Here is a 25,067-nt window from a genome sequence, read left to right as displayed (position 1 = left end):
CGGTCAGCGCCCGGCCCGGTCCGACCGTCCGCGGGCAGCCGAACGCCGCCGATTTTCGGCCGCGCACAGGCCGCGCTCGCTCGCCGCCTCCGCCAACAGGCCCACGAGGGCGCCGGCCGCCACGTCGGCCGGGTAATGCGCACCGCGCAGCACCTGAAGTGCCAGGACGAAGCCCGCTCCTGCATAGGCTCGCCCCCGCCATGAGGGGTGCGCGCGGGCGAGCGCCCGGGCCATGGCCACGCTGACGGCGACGTGGCCGGACGGGAAGGATTGCCACGGGCCCTCGTTGGGTCCCGACCAGCCGCGCGCGTAGATCCCGTCCTCGATCAGGACGTTCGGCCGCGTCCGATGAACGAGGCGCTTCACGGTCGACTTGATCAGGCTCGCCGCGAGGTGGGCGCCGAGCAGGCGGCCGGCTGTTCGCGTAGCCGCCGGGTCCCGGCCGAACTGACCGTAGGCGAAGAGCAGCCCGACGAGAGCCAGCAGCGCCTGCTGGCTCCCGATCTCGCTGACGGTGCCGAGACCGCGGACGAAGTCGGTGTCCTTGGCCTGAGCAAGCCGCAGGGCCAGGGCGATGTCGGCCTCCTCCAGGGGAAACGGGTGGTCGATCGGGGCATCGCAACCGGGCTCCTTGCGCATCATGGCCGGTAACGCATGGCCAAGCCTCGGCGTTCGGAGCGGGCGGAAACGTTTCCGCGAGGGCGTTCGCCGTGCCTGTCCGAGGTCGGGACGAAGGGGGAGGATGGCCTTGCACCATATCGGCATCAGGGGGCCGGGGATGGCAGATCCGTGCGGCTTGCAGCCGTGGGCCGCCCGGAATCCTGCGGGCTGACGCTGCGGTCGGTGCCGGCAAGAGAGTGTCGTCAGGCGCGATCCCGTGCGATGCCGTGGCGAGCGCGGCAACAAGCGTCGCCGCAATAATTGATTGTCCTCCGTCAGGTGGCGCGCGTGCTGTGCACGTTTTGGGCAGGAGCTATACTCGTCGCAAGTTGTATCTCATCCCGATGCTTGCTAGTCCGAGCTTGCCGGGAGGAGACCAAGCGTGCTGCATCGAACACGCGATCACGCGACGGAGCACTCCGACGATCCTCTGACCCTCGCGCGCGGCGCCAGCGTCGTCGGCACCTGGGTCTGGAGCGGGGCGCGTGGCGACCATGTCCTGGACAGGGGAGCTGCCGAGATGCTGACCGGCGATCCGGCCCTGGCGCAGACCACGCTTTCGCTGGAGACGGTGATCGCCCGCATCCATTCCGAGGATCGCGCCGACGTGCTCCGGCACGTCGAGAAGGCCGAGGCTGAGGGCGGCCCCGTCATCTTGACCTACCGTGTGCACACGGCCGAAGGGATTCGCTGGGTCCTCGATCATGGGCGCATCTATGCGCGCGAGGCCGCAATGCCGGCACACGGGCACGGAATCCTGATCGACGTCACCGCCCGTGTCCTACGCGACGGTCGACTCGAGGACCCGCAGGCGGCTTCGTCGAGCCCCCTCGATCGCGCCGCCTCGCACGCCCTTGCCGCGCGCCGCGCCATCGACGAGGACGGCACCCCGATCCTGCGGCAACTGGTCGATCTGCTGATGTGGGAGCTGGGCCGCGCGATCGCCCGGAGGATCGGGTGCGGACACGGCAACCGACTGAACTGAAGCGCCGAGATCGGTGGGTCCGCTCAGGCGCGCTGTTTCCCGGCTCCCGCGTCGTCCCGTCCCGGCGCGACGGCGCGTGCTGTCGGATGGCTGCTGAAGAATTGGTTCAGCGCCTCGTCGAGTTCGGGATTGGGCTTCTTCAGCCCCTTGATGAAGCGGGAGATGCGGGGCTGGTTGACGCCGAGCTCCCAGGCGAGCCTGGCCTGCGTCCAGCCCGAGCGCTCCAGGAAGGCGCTGACTCTGTGCGACGGCACGCGCACGGCCTCATTCTCCATCCGCCTCGGACGGCACGACCGGAGGATCTAGGTGCAGTGCCGAGCAGCACCAAGTTGCAGCGCGATTTAATCCCCGCCCAATGTTCACAAAAGCGTGATCCGGCTGTGACCGCCATTTGCGCCAGGAGTGCAGACCTTAGCTACAGGCGCCCGATCCCTGCATGAGAGGAACCATCATGCGCTCCGTGATCTTCAGCGCCGCACTCGCCCTTCTCCTTCCCGCCGCCGCCTCCGCGCAGGATGCCGGCGATGCGGCGGCCGGCGAGAAGGCTTTCGCGCCCTGCAAGGCCTGCCATGCCTTCGACAAGAACGGCGTCGGGCCGAACCTGACCGGCGTCGTCGGGCGCAAGGCCGCGAGCGCGGAGGGCTACACCTACTCGCCCGCCCTGAAGAACTCGGGCATCACCTGGGATCAGGCGAACCTGCACGAGTGGCTGAAGAACCCGAAGACCAAGGTTCCGGGCACGAAGATGGTCTTCGCGGGCTATCCCGACGACAAGAAGATCAACGATGTGATCGCCTATCTCGCCACGAAGAAGTAGGGCTGCGGGGTCGCAGGCCCGCCACGAGCGCTGCGGCCCGAGCCGCATGGGACGTGGCGGGTGCCGCCGGGGATCTGCTTACTCGAACAGGGCGACCTTCACGATCCGCTGGCCGCGCCATGTCACGGCGCAGGGCCTCGGCGTGAAATCCGGTGCGATGGCGAGGCTGAACCAGGCGGGCAATTGCGCTGTCAGGCTCGTCTCGATCAGGGCCCGGTGACGGTTGATGATGACGGCCCGGCAGCGATACGCGTCGGGCCCGTTCCGCAGGATGATCCGCGCGTCCGCGAGGTGCGGCGCGACGTCGTCGGGGGCCGGTCTTGCTGTCGTTGTCGCCATGAATCCGCTCGAAGCAGGTGAGGTCCCGGCATGCTGCGGGCCGCGCGGTTCGAGGGTCGCTACCGGGATCGCTCGAATTGTCCGGATGCTCGGGGAAGCATCTTTCCACGAGCGCGCGGAACCGGTGCCCGGCAGACGCGCCCGATGCTCAGTGCGAGAGGATCTTCGAGAGGAAGTGCTGCGCGCGAGGGGAGCGGGGTTGGCCGAAGAAGTCGCTCTTCGTCGCGTCCTCGACGATCTCGCCGCGATCCATGAAGATCACCCGGTCGGCCACCTTGCGGGCGAAGCCCATCTCGTGGGTCACGACCATCATCGTCATGCCGTCGCGGGCGAGCTCGACCATGACGTCGAGCACCTCGCCGACCATCTCCGGGTCGAGGGCCGAGGTCGGCTCGTCGAACAGCATCACGACCGGGTCCATGGCGAGGGCGCGGGCGATCGCGACGCGCTGCTGCTGCCCGCCGGAGAGCTGGCCGGGGTATTTCTTCGCATGGTCGGAGAGGCCGACCCGGGCGAGCAGGTCGAGCCCGCGCTTCTCGGCGTCCGCGGGGCTGCGGCCGAGAACCTTGCGCTGGGCGAGGGTCAGGTTGTCCGTAATCGAGAGATGGGGGAACAGCTCGAAATGCTGGAAGACCATGCCGACGCGTGAGCGCAGCTTCGGCAGGTTCGTCGCCCTGTCCTTCACCTTGGTCCCGTCGACGGTGATCTGGCCTTCCTGAAAGGGTTCGAGGGCGTTAACGCACTTGATCAGGGTCGATTTGCCCGATCCCGAAGGTCCGCAGACGACCACCACCTCGCCCTTCGACACCGTCGTCGTGCAGTCGGTGAGCACCTGAAACGATCCATACCACTTGCTCACGGCGTTGATCGCGATCATCGGCTCGCCCGTGGTCGCGGTGCGCGGCGGGATCAGCGGGCCCTGCTGCAGCCCGTCGTCGGGAAGCGTCGCCTCGCGCCCGGCGGGCGTCGGAGCGTCCGGTCCCGGGATCGGTGTGGATGTCACGGCGGCCTCCTGTCGGCTCAGCGGATGATCGCGACGCGGCTGTGGAGCCGGCGGACCAGGGACGAGGCCGTGAAGCAGATCAGGAAGTAGACCACGGCGGCGAACAGGTACATCTCGACGAGGCGCCCGTCGCGCTGGGCGACCTTCGAGGCGGCGCCGAGGAAGTCGGTCAGCGAGAGCACGTAGACGAGCGAGGTGTCCTGGAACAGGATGATCGTCTGCGTCAGCAGGAGCGGCAGCATGTTGCGGAAGGCCTGCGGCAGCACCACCGTGCGCATCACCTGCGCGCGCGTCATGCCCAGCGCCAACGCCGCCGCCGTCTGCCCTTTCGGGATCGACTGAATCCCGGCCCGCATGATCTCGGCGAAGAAGGCCGCCTCGAACAGCGTGAAGGTGACGAGCGCGGAGGCGAAGGCGCCGACCTGGATCGGCGTCGGCGAGCGCACGACCCACGCCCCGATATAGGGGACGAGGAAGTAGAACCAGAAGATGACCAGCACGAGCGGCAGCGAGCGCATCAGCTCGACATAGCCCTTGGCGAGATGCGAGACGCCCGGCACGCCGGACAGCCGCAGGATCGCGAGCAGCGTGCCGAGCACCACGCCCATCGAAGCGGCAAGCGCGGTCAGCGTCACCGTGAAGACCATGCCCTGCCCGAACAGGTAGGGCAGGGAGGAGACGATGACGCCGAAGTCGAGGTTGGCGAACATCAGCGCTGCCCCGGGATGGTCAGGCTACGCTCGAGGAACGTCGCGGCCACGATCACCACCACGTTGATCAAGACGTAGAGCAGGGTCGCCGCGGTGAAGGCCTCGAAGACCTGGAACGAGAATTCCTGCATCGAGCGGGCACGCGCGGTCAGTTCGAGGAGCCCGATCGTGAGCGCCACCGACGTGTTCTTTAGGTTGTTGAGGAATTCCGAGGTCATCGGCGGCAGGATGATCCGGTAGGCGTTCGGAAGCAGCACGTAGCGGTAGGTCTGCGCCACCGTGAAGCCCATCGCGGTGCCGGCGAGGCGCTGGCCGCGCGGCAGGGCCTCGATGCCGGCCCGCACCTGCTCGGCGACGCGCGCGGCCGTGAAGAACCCGAGGCAGATCACCGCCGTGTAGAACGGCGCGTTCGGCAGCTGCTTGATCCACGCGCCCGCGGCCGGGAGCAGCAGCTCGGGCAGGACGAAGTACCAGAGGAACATCTGCACGAGGAGCGGCACGTTGCGGAACAGCTCGACGTAGGCCGTGCCGAAGCCTCGCGCCGCCTTGGAGGGCAGGGTGCGCATGACGCCGACGATTGAGCCGAGGCAGAAGGCGATCGCCCAGGAGGCGAGCGCCGTCAGGATGGTCCAGAGAAGGCCCGACAGGAGCATGTCGGCATAGGTGCCGGTGCCTTCGGGGGAGGGCTCGAAGAAGATCCCCCAATTCCACGTGTAGTTCATGTCCGGCCGCCCCCCGTCACGGCCGGATCAGTAGGAAGCCGGGTCCGGGCTGTCGCTCGGATTCGCGAAGGTCTTCTGCATCGCCTCGCTCATCGGCAGCTTCAGGTTGATGCCGCGCGGCGGGATCGGCTGTGTGAACCACTTCTCGTAGAGGGCCTTGCCCTCCGGGCTCTTGTAGAGGGCGGCCGTCGCCGCGTCGGCCACGGCCTTGAACGGCGCATCGTCCTTGCGCAGCATGATGCCGTAGGGCTCGGGCTTCGAGAGGGCCTCGCTCGAGATCGCGTAGGCGTCGGGCGTCTTCGAGCCGGCGACGAGGGAGGCGAGCAGCACGTCGTCCATCACGAAGGCGTCGGCCCGACCGGTCTCGACCATCAGGAAGGCCTCGGCGTGGTCCTTGGCCGGCAGGATGGTCAGCCCCATCGAGCGGGCGGCGTTCGCCTCGTTGATCTGGCGGATGTTCGTGGTGCCGGAGGTCGAGACGACGGTGCGCCCCTTGAGGTCCGCGATCGTGTCGAGCTTCTTCTCCCGCTTCGCCACATAGCGCGTCGCCGTGAGGAAGTGGGTGTTGGTGAAGCCCGCCTGCTTCTGGCGGTCGGCGTTGTTGGTGGTCGAGCCGCATTCGAGATCGATCGTGCCGTTGGCGATCAGGGGAATGCGGGTCGCGGAGGTGACGGGCACGAGCTTCACCTCCAGCTTGTCGAGCTTGAGGTTCGCCTTCACGGCGTCGGCGATCTTCAGGCAGATCTCGGTCGCGTAGCCCACCGGCTTCTGGCTCCCGTCGAGATAGGAGAAGGGCACCGACGAGTCGCGATGGCCGATGGTGATGGCGCCGGACTCCTTCACCTTCTTGAGCGTACCGGTCAGCTCCTGCGCGGCAGCCGGCGCGACGGCGAGCGCGGCGGCGAGAGCGGCGGGGAGTAGGCTGTCTCTCAGGCCCATGCGGGATCCTTCCTGGGGGCTGACGCGATCGTCTGCGGCAAGGTTAGGCTTGCGGGTGCGGCCGGGGCAAGCGGCGTGCCGGTACGCACGCGCCCCGGCACGGGCGAGCCGGTGCCGGCAACGGGTCAGAAATCGCGCTGGACGCGCATGCGGATCTGGGTGGCGTCGTAGCGGCTCACCGTGAAGGCCGGCAGGCCGTTCACCGTGATGGGGCGGGTCTGGTCGGCGACGCGACCGCCGATGACGGACGTGCCGATATACGTGCCCTCGATGCCGATATCGAGGTCCTTCACCGGCGACCAGATCAGGCTCACGCCCGCGATGATCTGCGCGTTGTTGCGCAGCACCGGGCTCAAGGCGAAGGCGGCCGGGTTGGTGAAGGCGTTCGCCGGCGTCGCGCCTCCGATCAGGCCGTTGAGCAGGCTGAAGGCCTCGCGCGTGCCCCGCTTGTAATTGACCTCCCCATAGCTGCCGAAGAAGGCCGACCGCCATTCGGGCGACCAGTAATGCAGGAAGGAGCCGACCACCGTGAAGCTCGTCGAGAGTTCGAGCTTGCCGGTGATCGGGTTGATCACCGCGTCCGAGACGTATTGCTGAAACGAGGCGCCCTGGACGGGTGTGAGGTTGCTGAGGTAGCTGCCGGTCAGGTAGGTGTAGCCGGTGTAGAGGATGCCGCCCTCGGCGTAGGCGCCCTGTAGGTAGAAGCCGTCGCCCTGCGCGATCATCGGCAGGTTGACCTTGATGCCGCCCTGCACCGCCCAGCCGTAATCGGTCTGCGCGCCCGATCGGACGCCCCGCGCGGCGAGGAGCGCGCCGGCCGCCGCGTTCGAGATGGCGACCCCGCCGGTGCCGAACGCCGAGTTCGCGATGAAGCCGCCGACATTGACGTCCTTGACCGCGCCCGAGAGCTGGGCGGAGCCCCACGAGGCGTCGTAGCGGAGCGCGGCCACGAAATCGGGCATGCGCGCGCGCTGCACGGCGTCGAGGAAGGTGACGCCGGTGGCGTTGAAGCCGCCATCCGTCGTGAGGATCACCGGCGTCGGCGCCGTCGTGCCGACGACGAATTGCGAGGCGAGCCCGGCGCCCGCGGCGGCCGTCGCCACGGAGGCCGCGTAGACCGGCTGCTTGCGGAACATCGGGTCTTCCATCGACAGGGTCAGGCTCAGGCCCTCGCCGATCTTAGCCGTGTAGGCGAGAAGGTTCGTGGAGGCGATGTCGGACCCGCCGGTCGAGCCGATCAACTCGTAATCGTGGGCATAGAAATCGAAGAACGACGAGGCGCGGCCGGCGGTCAGGCCGGCGATTTGCACGAAGGCCTTGTCGGCGACGACGAAGTTCTGGACGCGGCCGAACGTGTCCTGGCCGAAGGCCGGGAAGGCGTTGGCGATGCGCTGCTGCGTGCCCGAGGCGAGCAGCGTGCCGGTGCGGCTCGCGATCTCGGCGCGGACGAAGGCGCGCAGCGTGCCGTAGCCCGTCTGGGTGCGCGCATCGAGGTTGAGGCGCAGCAGTCCGCGGGACTGATACTCGTCGCCCTGGCTCTGCGCCCGGTTCGGGTTGGGGATGGTGCCGGCCTCGAAACGCGCTCGTCCCGAGACCCGCAGGCAGGTATCGGTGCCCGGAATATAGAAGAAGCCGGCACCGTAGGCGCCGCAGACGCGCACGTACTCGACCGGAACCGCCTTCTTGAGGGGCAAATCCGCGGCCTGCGCCGTTCCCGTTCCCACGATGCCGGCCGCCGTGCACAGCAAGGCCGATCTGATCCTGATCATCCACACCCCCAACTCGACATTCTGGCCCATGCGATCCGATCCGGCCTTGAGCCCGATCGATCATCGTCCCGTCATCGGCAGCCCCGCGCGATCTCAGGTGAGGGGCGAGGCGGCGTCTCGCGGTTTGTGCCGGGCCACCCGAACCTTTGGGCGCCCGTCAAACCGCGGTTGCATGTTTCTTGTGCGGGTTGTTTGCGTTGTAAGCACAAGATCAGTTCATGGCGTGAAAGCAATTCGACAGATAAGATCCGCCTACGACAAGAGCATTCCCGCGATTCGGCCGCGGTCGAACGCAGCTCGCCGACCTGTGTTGCCTTTCTGCATCTTCGCTCGAGGGCGCGGAACCCAGGGGCAGGCCGTTTCGCTGGCGAGGTGCGTGAAGGCCGTCGCCTGCTGCGCCGCCGGCCGAGTTCCGGCAAGCATCGGCGGCAATCGCAGTCGCGGCTTCGTGAGTTGAGGGTGCGAAGGAGGCGGTCTTTCGTGACAGCGCGGCCCTTTGCGTCCAGTCCCGCCCGGGCCGGGGTCCTTGCTGAGCTTGCGCGCGGCACGCTTCCTGCTCAGAACCGATGATGCGGCCGAGATGCCGAAGGTGCCGAGGAGACGCCCGTGAGCGGCAACCGCCTGACGACGATGATCTTCATCGGCATGGTTCTGGGGATCGGCGTCGGATACGCCTGCAGCATCACTTGGCCCGATCCCCAGACGGCGAAGGAGATCTCCGGCTACATTTCTCTGATCAGCGACGTCTTTCTGCGATTGATCAAGATGATCATCGCTCCGCTGGTCTTCTCGACGCTCGTCGTCGGCATCGCGCATATGGGTGACACGGCCTCGGTGGGGCGCGTCGGCGGAAAGGCGCTGATCTGGTTCGTCGGCGCCTCGTTCTGCTCGCTGGCGCTGGGCCTCCTCCTCGTCAACATCATGCAGCCCGGTCACAACCTGAACTTGCCGCTGCCCGATACCGGCGCGGGAACGGGGCTCAAGACCGCCTCGCTCTCCCTGAAGGACTTCGTGACCCATCTGGTGCCGAAGAGCGCCGTCGAGGCGATGGCGAACAACGAGATCCTGCAGATCGTGGTCTTCTCGATCTTCTTCGGCGTCGCGCTCGCGGCCCTCGGGGAGAAGGGAAGATTCCTGGCCCAGGGCGTCGAGGCGCTGGCCGACGTGATGCTCAAGGTGACGGGCTACGTGATGATGTTCGCCCCCGTCGCCGTCTTCGCCGCAATCGCGGCGACGATCACCACGCAGGGCATTGGCGTCCTCGTCACCTACGGCAAGTTCCTGGTCGAGTTCTACCTGAGCTTGTCCGTGCTCTGGTGCCTGCTGCTCCTCGCCGGCTTTCTCCTCGTCGGCTCGGGCGGCATCTCGCGGCTGCTCGGGCTGATCCGGGAGCCCTTCATCCTCGCCTTCTCGACGGCCTCGAGCGAGGCCGCCTACCCGAAGACGCTGAACAACCTCGAGCAGTTCGGGGTGCCGAACCGGATCACGTCCTTCGTCCTGCCGATGGGCTACTCGTTCAACCTCGACGGCTCGATGATGTACTGCACCTTCGCGGTGATGTTCATCGCGCAGGCCTACGGCATCCCGCTCACCTGGGGCCAGCAGATCACGATGCTCGGTCTCCTGATGGTGACCTCGAAGGGCATGGCCGGCGTGCCCCGCGCCTCCCTCGTCGTGATCTCGGCGACGCTGTCGCAGTTCAACATTCCCGAGGCCGGGCTCCTGCTCATCATCGGCATCGACCAGTTTCTCGACATGGGGCGGTCGGCGACGAACGTGCTCGGCAACAGCGTCGCGACGGTCGCCGTCGCAAAATGGGAGGGGCAACTCGCCGGGACCGACCAGCGGCTCGACCGGGACGTCAGCCCGCTGCCCTCGCCGGCCGAGTAGGCCGAACCCGCGGAGACGCGCGATGTTCGCTTCCTTCGCGACCAGGGTCGCCTGCGCGCTGGCCCTCTGCCTCGGCGCCGCCCCCGCGCGCGCCATCGAGGTGCTGACGGGCACGTTGCGGAAGGCCGCGGAGACCGGCGAGGTCGTGATCGGGTACCGGTCGAGCTCGGTCCCGTTCTCCTTCGTCGAGAAGGGCGGGCGCCCGATCGGCTATTCGATCGACCTCTGCCAGGAAATCGTCGACGATATCGGCCGGGCGACCGGGCGGGAGGGCCTGCGCATCCGCTACGAGCCGGTCACCGCGGAGGGCCGCATCCCAGCCGTGACCTCGGGCATGGTCGATCTCGAATGCGGCTCTACGACGACGAACGCGGAGCGGCGCAAGAGCGTCGCCTTCTCGCCGATCCTGTTCGTCAGCGCGACGAAGCTCCTCGTCAGGCGCGAATCCGGCCTGCGGTCGTACCGGGACCTCGGCGGCCGCAAGGTCGTGGTCACGGCGGGCACGACCAACGAGGCCCCGCTCCGCGCGATGCTCGCCAAGTCCGGCATCGCGGCTGAGATCCTCACGGCCGGGGATCACGCGGAATCCTTCGCGCTGCTCAAGGACGGGCGCGCCGACGCCTTCGCCACCGACGAGGTGCTGCTCTACGGCCTGAAGGCGGGGGAGGGACGCGAGGGCGCGGCCTACACCGTGCTGCCGGAGAAGCTCTCCTTCGAGCCCTACGCCGTCATGTTCCGCCGGGACGATCCGGACCTCGCCGCCCTCGTCGGCGACACGTTCCGCCGCCTCGCCGCCTCGCGCGAACTGCGCTGGATCTACGACAAGTGGTTCCTCAAGCGGCTGCCGAACGGCGAGCGGCTCGATATCCCGATGTCGGAGGAACTCCGGACGGGGTTCCTGACGATGGGCCTGCAGGACTGAGCGGCGGAGCCGCTGCCAGGCTGAGGCCGCCGGGGCCGCCGCGGGTGCGATTGTCCCGCCTCCGGCGGGCTGCTACCACCTCGTGCGGAGGCGAACGGGGTCTGGTGGCCCTCCTGGTCTTCAAAACCAGCGATACGCCAACAGCGTATGGTGGGTTCGATTCCCATCCGCCTCCGCCAGGGCCGCGCCGGCCCCTGGCCGAACTCCTCAGAGCGGGCCGGACAGCGGCGGCAGCGCGGTGCGCGCCGGCGTGCTTCGCCGCGCCCGCCACTCCTCGACGCGTTGCAGAACCACGTAGAGGGGCGGCACGAACAAGACGGCGAGGCAGGTCGAGGCGAGCATGCCGCTGAAGACCGCGATGCCGATCGACTTGCGCGCCGCCGCGCCCGCGCCGCTCGCCGTGACGAGGGGCAGCACGCCGAGGATGAAGGCGAAGGAGGTCATCAGGATCGGCCGGAACCGGAGCCGCGCGGCCTCGACGGCGGCCGCCACGATCTCCATGTCCTCCCCCCGCTTCTCGCGGGCGTACTCGACGATGAGGATCGCGTTCTTGCTGGCGAGGGCGATGAGCAGAACGAGCCCGATCTGCGTGTAGAGGTTGTTGGCCGCTCCGAGCGCGGCCAGCGCGCCGACCGTGCCGAGCAGCGCCAGCGGCACGGCGAGCAGCACCGCGAGCGGCAGGATCCAGCTCTCGTACTGTCCCGCAAGGACGAAGTAGACGAGCACGAGCGCCAGGGCGAAGACGAGGTAGACCTGCGCGCCGACGGCCTTCTCCTGATAGGACATCGCCGTCCAGTCGTAGCCGGTGCCCGGCGGCAGCACCGTCCCGGCGATCTCCTCCATCAGCCCGATCGCCTCGCCGGAACTGTAGCCCGCCGCCGGGCCGCCGACGATCGTGGCCGTCGGGTAGAGATTGTAGAGGCTGATCAGCGAGGGTCCCTGCACCGTCCTCACGGTGACCAGGGTTCCGAGCGGCACCATCGTGCCGTTGCCGGCCTTGACGTAAAGGTTGGCGATGTCCTCCGGGCGGAGCCGGTATTCCGAGGCGGCCTGCACGTAGACCTGGAAGGTGCGGCCGAACTTGTTGAACTGCGTCACGTAGGCCGAGCCGACATAGCCGGACAGGGTCGAGAACACCTGCCCCACGGTGACCCCGAGCGCCTCGGCCTTGATCCGGTCGACGGACACGGCGATCTGCGGCACGCCGGCGCGGAAGGAGGTGTTGAGCCTCTGCAGGGCGGATTGCGCGCTGCCGTTCGCGACGATGGTCCGGGTCAGCCCCTCCAGGAGGGTGTAGTCGAAGCTGCCGTTGCGCAATTCCACCTGCATCGTGAAGCCGCTGGCATTGCCGATGCCCTGGATCGGCGGCGGCACCAGCACGAAGGTGGCCGCCTCCTCGACCCCGTCGAGCATCCGGTTCAAGCGACCGTAGAGGCTGCGCAGGTCCTGGCCCGGCATCCCCGCGCGCTCGTCCCAGGGCTTCAGCACGACGTAGGCGACCCCGGCATTGGGCAGGCTCGCGTTCGAATCGAGGACCGAGATCCCACTGATCGTGAGCACCTGATCGATGCCCGGCACCTCCCGCGCGAGGCTGCTCAGACGCTGCATCACCGCGTCCGTGCGCTCCTTCGAGGCGCCGTCCGGCAACTGCGCCCCGATCAGGACGTATCCCTGATCCTCGACGGGCAGGAAGGCGGTCGGCAGGCGGGTCAGCGCCCAGCCCGCCAGGCCCGAGAGCGCGAGCGCGACGATCACGAGGGCGAGGCTGTGCCGGACCATCCGGGCGACCAGCCGGGCATAGGCGTCTTCCGCGAGGCCGTAGACCCGGTTGAAGGCCCGGTAGAAGACGTTGCGGCGCTCCGGCGGCACCGGCTCGCGCAGCCAGAGGGCGCATTGCGTCGGCTTCAGGGTGAGGGCGTTGATCGCGCTGATGAGGGCGGTGGCCGCGATCACGAGGGCGAATTGCTTGTAGAGCTGGCCGGTCAGGCCTGGCAGGAAGGCGGCCGGGATGAAGACCGACATCAGGACAAGGGTGATCCCGATGATCGGCCCGAACAGCTCGCCCATCGCGGTCTCCGCCGCCTCGCGCGGCGACAGGCCCCGCTCGATGTGGCGGGCGACGCCTTCCACGATGACGATCGCGTCGTCGACGACGATGCCGATCGCCAGGACGATGGCGAACAAGGTCGAGAGGTTGACCGTGAAACCGAGGGCGGCCATCGCCGCGAAGGCGCCGATGATCGTCACCGGGACGGTCGTCGCCGGCACGAGCATCGCCCGCCAATCCTGAACGAAGACCATGATCACGATGAGGACGAGGATCCCGGCCTCGAACAGGGTCAGGTAGACCTCGCGGATCGAGGCCTCGACGAAGGTCGTGGTGTCGAAGGGGATGGTGTGGACGAGGCCCGGCGGAAAGGCCCTGGCGAGCGTGTCCATCCGGGCGCGGACCTCGCTCGCGACGGCGATCGCGTTCGCTTCCGGCAGCTGGTAGATCCCAATTCCAGCGGCCGGCCGCCCGTTCAGCGTGAAGGACTGGCTGTAGCTCTGCGCGCCGAGCTCCACCCGGCCCACATCGCGGAGCCGCGTGATCCGTCCGCCGTCCTGCGCATCGGCCTTGAGGATGATGTTCTCGAAATCGGCCGCCTCGTCGAGCCGGCCCTTCACGTTGAGCGTGTACTGGAAGTCCTGACCCCTGGGCGCGGGCGGCATCCCGACCGCCCCGGCCGTGACCTCTTGGCTCTGCTGCTGGACGATGCTGATCACGTCGCTCGGCGTGAGCCCGCGGGACTGCACGAGATCGGGGTCGAGCCAGATCCGCATGGCATATTGCCCGGCGCCGAAGACCGACACGGTCCCGACGCCCGGCAGACGCGCCAGCTCGCTCTGCAGGTTGATCACGGCGTAATTGGCCAGGAACAGGCTGTCGAAGCGTCCGTCCGGCGAGGACAGGGTGACGAATTGCAGGATCGCCGTCGACTTCTTCTGCGTGGTGACGCCCTGGACCTGCACGGCCTGAGGCAGCGAGGGCATCGCGATGGCGACACGGTTCTGCACGAGAACCTGGGCTTGATCGGCGTTCGTGCCGATCGCGAACGTGACGGTCAGCGTGTAGGTGCCGTCGCTCGCGCTGGTCGACTGCATGTAGAGCATGCCCTCGACGCCGTTGACCTGCTGCTCGACCGGTAGCGCCACCGTGTCGACGACGGTGCGCGCGCTGGCGCCCGGGTAGCGCGTCGTGACCTGGACGGTCGGCGGGACGACGTTTGGGTATTGCGCCACGGGCAGGTTCCAGAGCGCGACCGCCCCGATCAGCACCATGACGAGGGCGAGCACGTTGGCGAGGACGGGCCGCTCGATGAAGAAGCGCGAGATCATGGTCGGCTCGGGCCTTTCCGGAGCGCGGAGGGAAGACGCCTCAGCGCTGGGCCGGAGCCGGGGCGGATGGCCGCGCATCGGCCACCGCTTCCTGCACCACCTTCTGCGCAACGACCTTCGAGCCGGGCACGGCGCGCTGGAGCCCGTCGGTGATCACCCATTCTCCGGCCGAGAGCCCGGCCTCGACCACGCGGTAGCGCCCCTCGAGCTGGCCCGTCGTGATCGGGCGCTGGATCACGACGTCGTCGGACCTGACGACGAGGACGTAGCTGCCCTGCTGGCTGGTGCCGATGGCATCGTCGCGCACGAGGAGGCCCTTCTCCTGATGCTGCACCGGCACGCGCACGCGGACGAACAGCCCCGGCATCAGGGCGTGCCCGCCGTTCTCGAACAGGCCGCGGGCGAGCAGGGTGCCGGTACCGGGATCGATCTGGGGCGCCACGTAGTCGAGGTGCCCCGCATGGGGATAGCCCGCCTCGTTCTGAAGCCCGATCTCGACCGGGATCTTCGCAATATCGCCGAGGGTCCGGCCCTGCTTCGTGAGACTTGCCTTGACCTGCAGCACCTGCTGCTCGCTCACGTTGAAGTACACGTAGAGCGGATCGACCCGCACGATCGTGGCGAGTTTCGTCGGTCCGCCGACCCCGACGAGGCCGCCGACATCGACGAGGTGGTTCGTCACGATGCCGTCGAAGGGCGCCTGGACCTGAGTGTAGCCGAGGTTGATCCGGGCGAGATCGAGGTTCGCCTGCCCCTCCGTCACCGAGGCCGTGGCCTGGTCGAGCTTCGTCTTGGTGTCCTCGACATGCGCCTGCGAAGCGAATTCCTGTTTGCCGAGCGTGGCTTGGCGTTGATATTCGGACTGGGCGTTGGAGCGTGCCGCATCGAGGGAAGCGAGACTGCCCTGCGCCTGCTTGAGTTGCGCCTCGTAGGTGTCGCGCTGGATGCCGAAGAGCGTCGTGCCCTTCGTCACGTCCGCCCCGTCCTTGTAGGTGATCGAGTCCAGAAATCCCTGAACGCGCGCCTCCAGATCGACCGACGCGAAGGCCTGCGTGTTGCCGGTCATCTCCAGATATCGCGTGATCGGCCGCTCGACCGGCTGGGACACGGACACGGTGGGCGGCGGCGGTGCGATGTACTGGTTCCGCTCGTTGCAGGCGCCGAGCAGGATCAGGATCGCGGCGGGCAGGGACCGCCAGGGGCGGCGCGTCAGGCCAGGATGATCCGGAACGGAGAATGACGGGCGGCTTTCGTTCGGCATGGAAGGCTCCGCCCAGGCAGCGGTGCGACCGGTTTGCGGCGCCTCGGCCGGGCGCCCCCGGTCAGTTCGCGCCCGCCTTCGCCTCACGGGCGAGGGTGAGGCACTCGAGGAGGTCGACGTAACTCGGCATTCCGTTCAGCTGCGCCTCCGCCGCGCATCGCTGCCGCTCGACGCCCGGGAAACTCGCCCATTGTCTCGCGACCTCGCTGCGGGCCGTCGCTTCGTCGTCGAGGCAGCGCTTCTCGCGCTTCGGATCGAGGGTCATGAGCGAGGTCGCCGCGTGGCAACTCGGCCGAACGTCGAACTCCGGAACCTGGTCGGCCGCCGGACGTGCGACGGTGGCGGCGAGGAGGGCAAGGCCGACGACCACCATGTGCGTGCGCTCCTGTACGGATCACGATCGCGAAATCTGGTGCGCCCGAGTACAATTATGATCAGATTGCGAATATTGACCATGCCATCTTTGATTAGTCCAGGCAATAAGTGCCATCAGCTCGGACTGTGACTTGTGGGGTTGCGTACCCACGTCTCGGATCCGTCGAGACTCGGCCCGGAGAGGGCACCCGCCGAGCCGGAGAGACACGCCTGTCGGCCGGCGATGACGTGGCGGGCATGGGCGGCCGCAGCCGCGACGACACCCCATTGATCCGGTCCGGAGCGGCCCTCGGCCTGCCGGGTCAGAGCGGCCGCGAGGAGCCCGTGCAACTCGCCGTCGAGGCGCGCGAGGCTGGCGGCATCGGCGTCGCGCGCGCGCTCGGCGATCCCGACGAGGTGCAGCAGCACCTTGCGGTCCCGGTCGGATTGACGTCGCCGCCGCCGGTCCGCGAGGATCGCCAGCGTCGAGCCCGCGACGCTGACGAGGATGCCGGCGACGTACAGATAATTCTGCGAAGTGTCGAAGAAGCTCTGGTCCCCGCTGCTGAGATAGGCGGCGACGCCCGGATGGATCGGCAGGAAGGGATCCTTCTCGTCGGTGTCCGGCGCCTCGATCTGGCTTGCCAGCGGCGTCGCTTCGAGAAGCATCGGCTTCATGGTCAGGACCGTCCGCGCGACGGCCGCCGCGAGAATGTCGAGCATCGCGCGGGACGCCGCGAGCCGGTAGGTCACCGCGATGCCCGTCACGGTGTCGTCCGGAACCTCCGGCCTCCCGCGGAACGCCCCGGCCGGAATGTCGATCTGCTCGTAGCCCGGGAGCCGCTTCACGATGGCCTCGGCCTCGCCGATGGCGAGAAGCTTCGGCGCCGATTTCTCCGCGCGCGCGAGAGCCGAGACGGCGTCGACGACGGCGCCCGGCCCGATCGGCCCGACGGCCAGGATCGCGGCTGCCTTCCGCGCCTGCACGGCGCGCCCGACCTCGTCGGCCGGCAGGACCATCCGCGAGACGCTCCCAGGCGGCACGTCGAAGTAGCCGAGCAGCTTGTCGAGGAGGCCTGCATTGTCCACCGCGGCGGGGCCGGCCGGCAGCACGACGGAATGTCCGGCGAGCTGCCCGAGATGCTCGATGCCGCTGTGGCGCGGGAGCAGCACGGCGACCACGTCGCGGCGCAGAATCGCGACGGTCTGGGCGTTGCTCGGCGGCCGCAGGTCGCTTCGGATCACCGCGAGATCGACGCGTCCCTCCTCGAGGTCGCGGGCGGCGGCCTCCAGCGTGTCGGCCTCGACCAGCACGAGGCGCACGCGCGGATGCAGCTTCGCGTTCGCCGCGGCGACGGCCGCGACGAGGCGCTGCATCGTGCCGCCCGCCGGACCGACCGCGATCCGCAGATCGGCGTGCGGCTGCGCCACGTACAGGATCGCGACCGCGCAGCCGACGAGGGCGAGCGATGCTGCGAGCGCTCGGACGATCAAGGCCCGTCCTCCCGGTCGGCGGGGAGTCCCCGGCGGAGCACGGAGGAACTGGCCGCGCGCGATGCGAAGTCTGTGCAATGTACAGTTTGCACCAAATCTGCGATATTCCTTGATTAAGCCGATAAAAGAGATGTTGTCATCGGGGTGTCTGCTTGGCAACGTTTGTACGGTTTTCGGCATGGACTGGAGATAATCGGGGGCATAATCTTCGTTCCGTTTCAGACAAGCTCTTCCCGAATGCCGGGAAGAGCCGATGAAAGCTTGCGGCCTCCGGCTGCACTGCGCTTGCGACGCCAAGTCGATCACACGGCGCAAGCAGTGCGGGGCCGGCGGACAAGCCTGCCGGAGGTACGTCCCTGCGACCCCTCCCTGTGCCGGGTGATGGTCGCGGGCCCGGTGAGACGCCGCGGATCCACCGCGCCGGGCCGTGACGGCGCGGGCAGGATGGTCGGGAGGGAACGATGAGAGGGCCCCCGAACTCGAACGGGCTCCGGTCTGCCCGTGCGGCCGCGGGTCTTGCCATGCTCGCGGCGACCCTGACGCTTCTGCCATCCGCGCGCCGCGCCGGGGCGCAAGCACCGCCGGGCGCAGGAGAAATGGTCGAGCCGGCTGCGGTGGCGCTCCTGCGATCGGCCGGCGACGCCCTCGCCGCGGCGCGAAGCCTGAGCTTCACGGCGGTCGCGGTCCACGACGTCCCCAACGGCGAGGGCCAGTCGATCTTCTACACGGTGCGCAGCCGCGTCGCGTTGCTGCGGCCGGACCGGCTTCGCGTCGTGACGGACGGCGACGGTCCCTCGCGCGAATTCGTTGCCGATGGCCGCAGCCTGACCCTCTTCCGCCCCGACCTTCGCACCGTCGCGACCGAGCCGGCTCCCGCGAGCCTCGACGCAGCCCTGAAGGCGGAGGCAGCGGCGACGGGCGAGGGGCAGGCCTTCGCGGACATGATCGTGACGGACCCGGCGCAAGCCCTGACGCAGGGCCTGACGCGGGCCTTCGTGGTGGGACGCTCGCGCCTCGTCGGGGGTGTCGAGACCGATGTCGTCTCCTTCGCGGATCGGGACGCCCAGGCCCAGATCTGGATCGGCGTGCAGGATCGCCTGCCACGCCAGCTTTGGGTCACGGATACGAATGCGCCGGGCCGCCCGCGCAATACGGTCACCTTCTCCGACTGGGCCATCGACCCGCCGATCGAGGACCGCGTCTTCTCGACGGCCCACACCGAGGGGGCGCAATCCGTGCCCTTCCCGAATCCCGACCCTTGAGGGAGGCAGCGATGCGACGGCTTGTTCTTACGATCCTCGCCGGCGCGACCATCGCCGGGTTCGCGGCGCCTGCCGACGCATTCTGGGTTGCGCGGGGGTGGCGCGGCGTCGCGGTGGGCGGCGTCGCACGGCCGGCCCTGGCGCGCGAGGCGTATTTCGCCCGCTGCTGGCGTTGTGCCCCGGGCGCCGCGCTCGCCGGTTCGGCCCTGGCGGGCGCCGCCCTTGCCGGTACGGCCGTCGCCGCGACCAACGCGGCAGCGCCTTCGGCCGCGGCTGCCCCGGCGGAGCCCGTGACGGCGACCGGCGCTTCCGCGCCGAAGCAGATGGCACAGGCGGGGGGCGGAAACCCGGCCGCGGCCCATTGCGCGGCAGGCCTGCCGGCCGATTCCCGGATCATCTACGACGCCTCCATCCGCAACATGAAGAGCCTGGAGACGCTGCGCGACACCGTCGTGGCCCAGACGCGCTCCCTCGTGGAGGCCGGCAAGATCAGCGAGGCGGATGCGCGCCCCGCCGCGGAGAAGGCCGGAACCTGCCTGCGCATGCTCGCGACCCCCTGAGCCGTCCGGGGGCCTGGTGGCAGCGGACGCTTGCGCCCCGGCGCCATCGATCGCGGGCTCGCGCCAGATTTGATCTCGCCCGCCTGACGAGGGCGGGTGCGGTCCCGTTGGGGTCGGGGACGCCCCGGTCCTCACCGCCACCGAGCGAAGTGGAGATTGTGCGATGAAACAGCTTCTGCCGGCTCTCGCCGTCGCGGTGGGCCTTCTCGGGATGGTGCCCGTGGACGCGGGCGCCGTCGTCTGCGCCCGAGGCGTGGTGCGGGCCGGCTGCGTCGGGCCAAACGCGGCGGTCGGAGTCCGGCGCGGCTATCATGGCGCGCGGAGCACCGTGGTGCGGCGCAGTTATCGCGGGCCGAGAACCGTCGTGTACCGGCGCGGCTATCGACGCTGAGTGTCGTCCGCCTCGCGGTCCGCGGCTACCGCTCCTGGTAGACGTGGACCCTGAGGATCGGGATCGGGTTGTAACCGACCGACAGGTGTGAGGGCTCGGGCTCGATGTCGACGCGGAGCCCGCTCTGGACCGCGTAGGCCATCGCCCTGTTCAGCGCGCTCGCGGCCTCGTGGACGGCGTCGGACAGCCTCTTGATCGTCTCCTCGTCCATCGCGCCCTCCTCTCGGCCTTGCCCTCCCGATGAATTGGCCGATTCCGCGAGCCTCGTGTCGGTGGGTCCGCTTGCGCACCGCCTCCCGATCCGCCTCGCTGAGCGAGGGCGCCTCGGTCGCGGACCCCGCTCATTCGGCCGGCGAGGGCTTGTCGCGGAGTGCCGGGCGGACCGAGCCGACCACGAGCGTCAGCAGGCCCGCGGCGACCATGAAGCCCGCGATCGCCAGCAGCGCGAGGCCGAACTGGCCCGTCGCGTCCTTGATCCAGCCGATCATGTACGGACCCACGAAGCCGCCGAGGCCGCCGATCGAGTTGATCAGGGCGATTCCGCCCGCGGCTGCGCTTCCGGTCAGGAGTGCGGTGGGCAGCGTCCAGAAGGTCGGCATCGCGCAGAAGACGCCGAGCGCCGCGAGGCTGAGCGCCGCCATGGAGAGGGCGGGCGAGGGCGCGTAACCCGCCGCCGCCAGGGCGAGACCACCGACGACCGCAGGAAGGGCGACGTGCCACGTGCGCTCCATCTTCGCGTCGGAGTGGCGCGTCCACAGGACCATGCCCACCGCCGAGACCGCGTAGGGGATGGCCGTGACGAACCCGGTCTGGAGCGTGCTGAGCCCGAACTCCCGGACGATCTGCGGCAGCCACAGGCCGATGCCGTAGAGCCCGGTGCTGATTCCGAAATAGACGAGGCTGAGGCCGAGCACGCGCGGATGAACCAGGGCCTGCGCGAGGCTGATCTTCCGGACCTCGACCTTCTCCCGCCGGTCGCGCGCGATCCGCTCGCTCAGCCAGCGGCGCTCCTCGGGTGCGAGCCAGCGGGCCTCCTCGGGCCGATCGGTCAGGTAGGCGAGCACGGCGAAGCCTAGAAGGAAGCTCGGAGCCGCCTCGATCAGGTAGAGCCACTGCCAGCCGGCGAGACCGTGCGATCCGTCTGTGGCGGCCATGATCCAGGCGGAGAGGGGCGAACCGATGATGGAGGAGATCGGGATGGCCATCATGAAGGTGCCGACGACCTTCCCGCGCTGCTCGGACGGGAACCAGTTCGTCAGGTAGAAGATGATGCCGGGGAAGAAGCCCGCCTCGGCAACCCCGAGCAGGAAGCGCACGAGGTAGAACGACCACTCGCCCGCCACGAAGGCGGTGCAGCCCGAGACGAGGGACCACGTGATCATGATGCGCGCGATCCAGCGGCGCGCCCCGACCTTCTCCAGGATGATGTTGCTGGGCACCTCGAACAGGAAGTAGCCGAGGACGAAGATCCCGGCGCCGAGACCGTAGACGGCGGCGGAGAGGCCGAGGTCCCGGTTCATCGTCAGCGCCGCGAAGCCGACATTCACCCGGTCGAGGAAGGCCGCGAAGTAGCAGAGCATCAGGAACGGAACGAGCCGCCAGAGCACTTTGCGGGATACGGTCTCGTCCATCTACGCTCACCTCTTCGCCGGGTCCCGACCATGCGGCGTCGCGCTGCCGGGCCGCGTTCCGGTAGCAGCGAAGTCGAAGCCGGCGAAGTACCGTCCACGCAGACGAGCGCTGCGTACGGGCTGACGAGGGTTACATCCAGATCGGACCTGCCGGCCGACGGAGGACCGATCGAGGCGAGCTGAGAGATGCGTGCCGTGGCTCAAGTCTCGGAGCGACTTGAGCGAAGTGGCGGAGAGGGAGGGATTCGAACCCCCGATGCCCTTGCAGGCATGCCGCATTTCGAGTGCGGTGCATTCAACCGCTCTGCCACCTCTCCGCGAGGTGCCTCGACGAGACGGGCGGTGCCTAGCACACGTGCTCACGCTCCGACAAGCGGTTCGCGCGCGATCACGCCGCAGACACCCGCCCCACGACCGTCGCGGGCAGCCCGGCCAGTGCGACCGGGCCCCAAGGCGGCTGTTAGGCCGGCTTCGGCAAGGCCAGGGCCGCGGCGACCGTGCGGGCGAAAGCGACGGGATCGCGGGGGGAGTCGCCGTCCTGGATGCGGGCGAGGTCGAGGAGCGTGCCGGCGGCATCCGCGACGTCGCCCTCCGGCCCCTCGGCGAGCGAGCGGATCAGCGGGTGGCGCGGGTTGATCTCCAGGATCGGCAGGCCCGCTGCCGCCCGCCCCGCCCGGCGCAGCAGGCGCTGCATCTGGAGGTCGGGGCCACCTCCCGAGGCGGAGAGCACCACGGCGCTGTCGACGAGCCGGTCGGTGACGCGCACATCCGAGACCTCGCCGCTCAGCGCGCCCTTGATCGCTGCCACGAGGGCGTCGAGGCTCTCGGGCGCTTCCGCGCTCTCCTCTCCGGCCGCGAATTTCGAGAGATCGACGCTGCCCTGCGTGACCGACCGGAGGGGCTTCTCCTCGAAGCGGGCGAGGGCCTCCGGCCAGAAGGCATCCACGTGATCGGAGAGCAGGAGCACCTCGACGCCGCGGGCGCGGAAGCCCTCGAGCTGCGGCGACTTCCTGAGCGCGTCCACATCGTCGGCCACGAGGTAGTAGATCGCCTCCTGCCCGTCCTTCATCCGTGCCACGTAGTCCGGCAGGGAGGTCCATCCCTCGACGGCTGAGGAGCGGAAGCGGAGGAGCGGGGCGATCTCACCGCGCCGCTCGTGGTCCTCGTAGATGCCCTCCTTCAGGACGGGGCCGAAATTCTCCCAGAACGCAGCGTAGGAATCCGCCTCCTTGGCGCGGGTGGCGAGTTCAGACAGCACCCGTCCCGTGACCGCGCGGCGGATCTTGGCGAGCGCGGGCGTCGCCTGCAGCATCTCGCGGGAGACGTTGAGGGGCAGGTCCTCCGTGTCCACCACGCCCTGGACGAAGCGCAGCCAGGAGGGCAGCAGCCCCGCCTCATCCGTGATGAACATGCGCCGCACGTGCAGGCGGACCTTGCTCTCGCGCTCGTTGTCGAGCGCCTGGAACGGCTTCATGCCGGGCACGAACAGCAGCGCCGAGAATTCGAGCGCTCCTTCGGCCCGCCAGTGCAGGGTGGCCCAGGGCTTGTCGAAGTTCATGCCGACCTGGCGGTAGAACTCCGCGTATTGCTCTTCCGTGATCTCGGATTTCGGCTTGCGCCAGAGCGCGGTGCCCTGGTTCGCCGCCTCCTCGCGGCCCTCCTGCACGATGGCGATCGGGACGGTGATGAAGTCCGCCCATTTCCGCACGACATGGTCGAGGCGATAGGGCTCCAGGTACTCGTCGGCGTCCTCCTTGAGGTGCAGCACGATGTCGGTGCCGGGATCCGGCCGCTCGGCCTGCTGCAGGGTGTAGCTGCCGCCGCCGTCGGAGGCCCAGGTCCAGGCCTCGTCCGAGCCCGCACGTCGCGAGGTCACCGTCACGCGGTCCGCCACCATGAAGGCCGAGTAGAAGCCGACGCCGAACTGGCCGATCAGGCTCGGGCGCTCGTCCGGCTTCGCCTCGGCGAGCGTCTGGCTAAAGGCCCGGGTGCCGGAGCGGGCGATCGTCCCGAGATTCTGGGCGAGATCCTCCTTCGACATGCCGATGCCGGCATCCGACAGCGTCAGCGTGCGCGCCGCCTTGTCCGGGATGATCCGGACCTTGGCGTCGGGGGGAAGCGCCGGGCCCGCAGCGGTCAGCGCCTCGAAACGGCGCCGGTCCATCGCGTCCGCCGCGTTCGCCACGAGCTCGCGCAGGAAGATTTCCCGGTCGGAATACAGGGCGTGGACGACGAGGTCCAACAGGCGCCCGACCTCGGCACCGAATTCGTGCCGCTCCACGGTCTCGCTCAAGGTGTAGCCTCCGCTCCGCGAAAAAACCGGGGCCGATATGCCGTCGCATCGAGCCGAATTCAATGCTCTAGCGGCTCGGAGCCACGGTCTCAGCCGAAGGCTTGCAGCCCCGTCTGCGCGCGGCCCAGAATCAGGGCGTGGACGTCGTGTGTCCCCTCGTAGGTGTTGACCGTCTCGAGGTTCTGGGCGTGGCGCATCACGTGGTACGCGCCCATGATGCCGTTGCCGCCGTGCATGTCGCGGGCGGTCCGGGCAATGTCGAGAGCCTTGCCGCAATTGTTGCGCTTGATCAGGCTGATCATCTCCGGAGTCGCGCGGCCCTCGTCGAACAGGCGCCCGACCCGCAGGGACGCCTGCAATCCGAGCGCGATCTCGGTCTGCATGTCGGCGAGCTTCTTCTGCACGAGTTGGGTCTGGGCCAACGGCCGCCCGAACTGCTTCCGATCGAGGGTGTAGGCGCGCGCCCGGTGCCAGCAATCCTCGGCCGCGCCCATCGCGCCCCAGGAGATTCCATAGCGCGCACGGTTCAGGCAGCCGAACGGACCCTTGAGGCCGGAGACGTTCGGCAGGAGAGCGGAATCCGGCACCTCCACGTCCTCTATCACGATCTCGCCCGTGACGGAGGCGCGCAGGGAGAGCTTGCCCTCGATCCTGGGTGTCGAGAGGCCGCGCTGGCCCCTCTCGAGCACGAAGCCGCGGATCGCACCGCCATGCGCATCCGACTTCGCCCAGACCACGAAGACATCCGCGATCGGTGCGTTCGAGATCCAGCTCTTGGTCCCGCTCAGCCTGTAGCCTCCGTCGATGGCGCGCGCGCGGGTGAACATGCCGGCCGGGTCGGAGCCCGCATCGGGCTCGGTGAGACCGAAACAGCCGACCCACGCGCCGCTGGCGAGCTTCGGCAGGAGACGCCTGCGCTGATCCTCGTCGCCGTAGGCGAAAATCGGGTACATCACGAGGGAGGATTGCACGCTCATCATCGAGCGATAGCCGGAATCGATGCGCTCGATCTCGCGAGCGACGAGGCCGTAGGCGACATGGCTCGCATTCGCGCAGCCATACGTTTCCGGAAGCGTCAGCCCGAGGAGCCCGACCTCGCCCATGCGGGCGAAGAGGGAGCGGTCGGTGCGCTCCTCCGCGTAGGCCGCGACGATGCCGGGAAGGAGCTGGTCCTGCGAGAACGCGCGTGCCGTCTCGCGGATCGCGCGCTCGTCCTCGGTCAACTGGTCGTCGAGCAGGAAGGGGTCCTCCCAGACGAAGGAGGCGACCGCGGCACCCGGGTGCGCGGCATCTCTCGAAGTCCCGTTCGTCATCTCGCCTCGTTCCGTCGGGAGAGATCGCCCTCCGGACGCGGCGGCGGGAAACCGCAGCCGTCGGAGGGCGAGCCGTCTCGGAACGATTTAGCCCGGCAGCCGCATCGTGCCAGGGCCGAGCGACGCGCGAGCGCGGGAGATCCGTCGCTACCGGCTCACTCGACCGTGACGGACCTATTCCCCCGTGACGGGCCTATTCCACCGTGACGGACTTGGCGAGGTTCCGCGGCTGGTCGACGTCTTTGCCCATGAATACGGCCGTGTGATAGGCGATCAACTGCATCGGCACGGCGTAGACGATCGGCGCGATCACCGGGTCGAGAGCCGGCATCGTCAGCGTCGCCAGCGTCTCGAGGCCCGCCTCCGCCGCCCCC

The 25,067-nt window shown here is 68.8% G+C and carries 24 protein-coding genes and 2 tRNA genes; 8 read left to right on the top strand and 18 right to left on the bottom strand.

Annotated features, from left to right (window positions below; translation table 11 throughout):
* Positions 1-3: 3 nt before the first annotated feature.
* Entirely contained in the window at positions 4-642 is a 639-nt protein-coding gene (locus tag E1J50_RS07695; RefSeq protein ID WP_132252127.1) for a phosphatase PAP2 family protein, read from the bottom strand.
* A 400-nt stretch (positions 643-1,042) separates the two neighbouring features.
* Between E1J50_RS07695 and E1J50_RS07690 the strand changes: the two genes are divergently transcribed.
* Positions 1,043-1,645, top strand: a complete 603-nt coding sequence (locus tag E1J50_RS07690) for a PAS domain-containing protein (protein ID WP_132252124.1) — start codon at positions 1,043-1,045, stop codon at positions 1,643-1,645.
* Positions 1,646-1,668: 23 nt separating this feature from the next.
* Here the strand turns inward: E1J50_RS07690 and E1J50_RS07685 are convergent, their stop codons facing one another.
* Entirely contained in the window at positions 1,669-1,899 is a 231-nt protein-coding gene (locus E1J50_RS07685; RefSeq protein WP_132252122.1) for a helix-turn-helix domain-containing protein, read from the bottom strand.
* A gap of 197 nt (positions 1,900-2,096) precedes the next feature.
* On the opposite strand from E1J50_RS07685, the gene E1J50_RS07680 reads away from it, so the two are divergent.
* Positions 2,097-2,462 (top strand): c-type cytochrome, encoded by a 366-nt coding sequence (locus tag E1J50_RS07680; RefSeq protein WP_132252192.1) that lies wholly within the window; start codon positions 2,097-2,099, stop codon positions 2,460-2,462.
* Between the two features lie 78 nt (positions 2,463-2,540).
* Here the strand turns inward: E1J50_RS07680 and E1J50_RS07675 are convergent, their stop codons facing one another.
* The 6 genes from E1J50_RS07675 to E1J50_RS07650 form a co-directional block, all read right to left on the bottom strand.
* Positions 2,541-2,801 (bottom strand): hypothetical protein, encoded by a 261-nt coding sequence (locus E1J50_RS07675; RefSeq protein WP_132252119.1) that lies wholly within the window; start codon positions 2,799-2,801, stop codon positions 2,541-2,543.
* A 148-nt stretch (positions 2,802-2,949) separates the two neighbouring features.
* Entirely contained in the window at positions 2,950-3,678 is a 729-nt protein-coding gene (locus tag E1J50_RS07670; protein ID WP_132252189.1) for an amino acid ABC transporter ATP-binding protein, read from the bottom strand.
* 143 nt (positions 3,679-3,821) lie between these two features.
* Positions 3,822-4,514, bottom strand: coding sequence for an amino acid ABC transporter permease (locus E1J50_RS07665; RefSeq protein WP_132252117.1), 693 nt, complete (start codon positions 4,512-4,514; stop codon positions 3,822-3,824).
* Positions 4,514-5,236 (bottom strand): amino acid ABC transporter permease, encoded by a 723-nt coding sequence (locus E1J50_RS07660; protein ID WP_132252115.1) that lies wholly within the window; start codon positions 5,234-5,236, stop codon positions 4,514-4,516. The genes E1J50_RS07665 and E1J50_RS07660 overlap by 1 nt, the downstream gene beginning before the upstream one ends.
* Positions 5,237-5,263: 27 nt before the next feature.
* Positions 5,264-6,175 carry an amino acid ABC transporter substrate-binding protein gene (locus tag E1J50_RS07655; RefSeq protein ID WP_132252112.1) on the bottom strand — a complete coding sequence of 304 codons (912 nt, stop codon included), beginning with the start codon at positions 6,173-6,175 and terminating at the stop codon, positions 5,264-5,266.
* Positions 6,176-6,300: 125 nt separating this feature from the next.
* On the bottom strand, positions 6,301-7,944 hold the full coding sequence (locus tag E1J50_RS07650) for a porin (RefSeq protein ID WP_132252110.1): 1,644 nt from the start codon (positions 7,942-7,944) through the stop codon (positions 6,301-6,303).
* A gap of 606 nt (positions 7,945-8,550) precedes the next feature.
* On the opposite strand from E1J50_RS07650, the gene E1J50_RS07645 reads away from it, so the two are divergent.
* From E1J50_RS07645 to E1J50_RS07635, 3 genes are all read left to right on the top strand, one after another.
* A complete protein-coding gene (locus E1J50_RS07645) occupies positions 8,551-9,834 on the top strand; it encodes a dicarboxylate/amino acid:cation symporter (protein WP_132252108.1) in 1,284 nt (427 codons plus the stop codon).
* Between the two features lie 22 nt (positions 9,835-9,856).
* The gene (locus E1J50_RS07640) at positions 9,857-10,756 is read left to right on the top strand and encodes an amino acid ABC transporter substrate-binding protein (RefSeq protein WP_132252106.1); all 900 of its coding nucleotides are present in this window, start codon (positions 9,857-9,859) and stop codon (positions 10,754-10,756) included.
* An 86-nt stretch (positions 10,757-10,842) separates the two neighbouring features.
* Positions 10,843-10,935, top strand: a tRNA-Sec gene (locus tag E1J50_RS07635).
* 28 nt (positions 10,936-10,963) lie between these two features.
* Here the strand turns inward: E1J50_RS07635 and E1J50_RS07630 are convergent.
* The 4 genes from E1J50_RS07630 to E1J50_RS07615 form a co-directional block, all read right to left on the bottom strand.
* Positions 10,964-14,134: an efflux RND transporter permease subunit gene (locus tag E1J50_RS07630; protein WP_132252104.1), complete on the bottom strand. Its 3,171-nt coding sequence runs from the start codon at positions 14,132-14,134 to the stop codon at positions 10,964-10,966.
* A gap of 40 nt (positions 14,135-14,174) precedes the next feature.
* On the bottom strand, positions 14,175-15,395 hold the full coding sequence (locus E1J50_RS07625; RefSeq protein WP_132252102.1) for an efflux RND transporter periplasmic adaptor subunit: 1,221 nt from the start codon (positions 15,393-15,395) through the stop codon (positions 14,175-14,177).
* A gap of 61 nt (positions 15,396-15,456) precedes the next feature.
* Positions 15,457-15,768, bottom strand: coding sequence for a hypothetical protein (locus E1J50_RS07620; RefSeq protein ID WP_132252100.1), 312 nt, complete (start codon positions 15,766-15,768; stop codon positions 15,457-15,459).
* A 116-nt stretch (positions 15,769-15,884) separates the two neighbouring features.
* A complete protein-coding gene (locus tag E1J50_RS07615; protein WP_165937813.1) occupies positions 15,885-17,243 on the bottom strand; it encodes a TAXI family TRAP transporter solute-binding subunit in 1,359 nt (452 codons plus the stop codon).
* Between the two features lie 596 nt (positions 17,244-17,839).
* Between E1J50_RS07615 and E1J50_RS07610 the strand changes: the two genes are divergently transcribed.
* The 3 genes from E1J50_RS07610 (at position 17,840) to E1J50_RS07600 (ending at position 19,456) form a co-directional block, all read left to right on the top strand.
* Entirely contained in the window at positions 17,840-18,505 is a 666-nt protein-coding gene (locus E1J50_RS07610; protein WP_165937812.1) for a DUF2092 domain-containing protein, read from the top strand.
* Positions 18,506-18,516: 11 nt separating this feature from the next.
* A complete protein-coding gene (locus tag E1J50_RS07605) occupies positions 18,517-19,065 on the top strand; it encodes a hypothetical protein (RefSeq protein WP_132252094.1) in 549 nt (182 codons plus the stop codon).
* 163 nt (positions 19,066-19,228) lie between these two features.
* Positions 19,229-19,456, top strand: coding sequence for a hypothetical protein (locus E1J50_RS07600; RefSeq protein ID WP_132252092.1), 228 nt, complete (start codon positions 19,229-19,231; stop codon positions 19,454-19,456).
* A gap of 25 nt (positions 19,457-19,481) precedes the next feature.
* Here the strand turns inward: E1J50_RS07600 and E1J50_RS07595 are convergent, their stop codons facing one another.
* From E1J50_RS07595 to E1J50_RS07570, 6 genes are all read right to left on the bottom strand, one after another.
* Positions 19,482-19,667: a hypothetical protein gene (locus tag E1J50_RS07595; RefSeq protein WP_132252089.1), complete on the bottom strand. Its 186-nt coding sequence runs from the start codon at positions 19,665-19,667 to the stop codon at positions 19,482-19,484.
* Positions 19,668-19,797: 130 nt separating this feature from the next.
* The gene (locus E1J50_RS07590) at positions 19,798-21,087 is read right to left on the bottom strand and encodes an MFS transporter (RefSeq protein ID WP_132252087.1); all 1,290 of its coding nucleotides are present in this window, start codon (positions 21,085-21,087) and stop codon (positions 19,798-19,800) included.
* Positions 21,088-21,314: 227 nt separating this feature from the next.
* A tRNA-Ser gene (locus E1J50_RS07585) sits at positions 21,315-21,404 on the bottom strand.
* A 143-nt stretch (positions 21,405-21,547) separates the two neighbouring features.
* Entirely contained in the window at positions 21,548-23,380 is a 1,833-nt protein-coding gene (htpG, locus tag E1J50_RS07580; protein ID WP_132252084.1) for a molecular chaperone HtpG, read from the bottom strand.
* 89 nt (positions 23,381-23,469) lie between these two features.
* Positions 23,470-24,693: an acyl-CoA dehydrogenase gene (locus E1J50_RS07575; protein WP_132252081.1), complete on the bottom strand. Its 1,224-nt coding sequence runs from the start codon at positions 24,691-24,693 to the stop codon at positions 23,470-23,472.
* Positions 24,694-24,886: 193 nt separating this feature from the next.
* A partial coding sequence (locus E1J50_RS07570) for a hypothetical protein (protein ID WP_132252079.1) occupies positions 24,887-25,067 on the bottom strand: 181 nt, incomplete at its 5' end.

Source organism: Methylobacterium segetis, assembly GCF_004348265.1.
GTDB classification, from domain to species: Bacteria; Pseudomonadota; Alphaproteobacteria; order Rhizobiales; family Beijerinckiaceae; genus Methylobacterium; species Methylobacterium segetis.
This window is presented reverse-complemented; position numbering and strand designations above follow the sequence as displayed.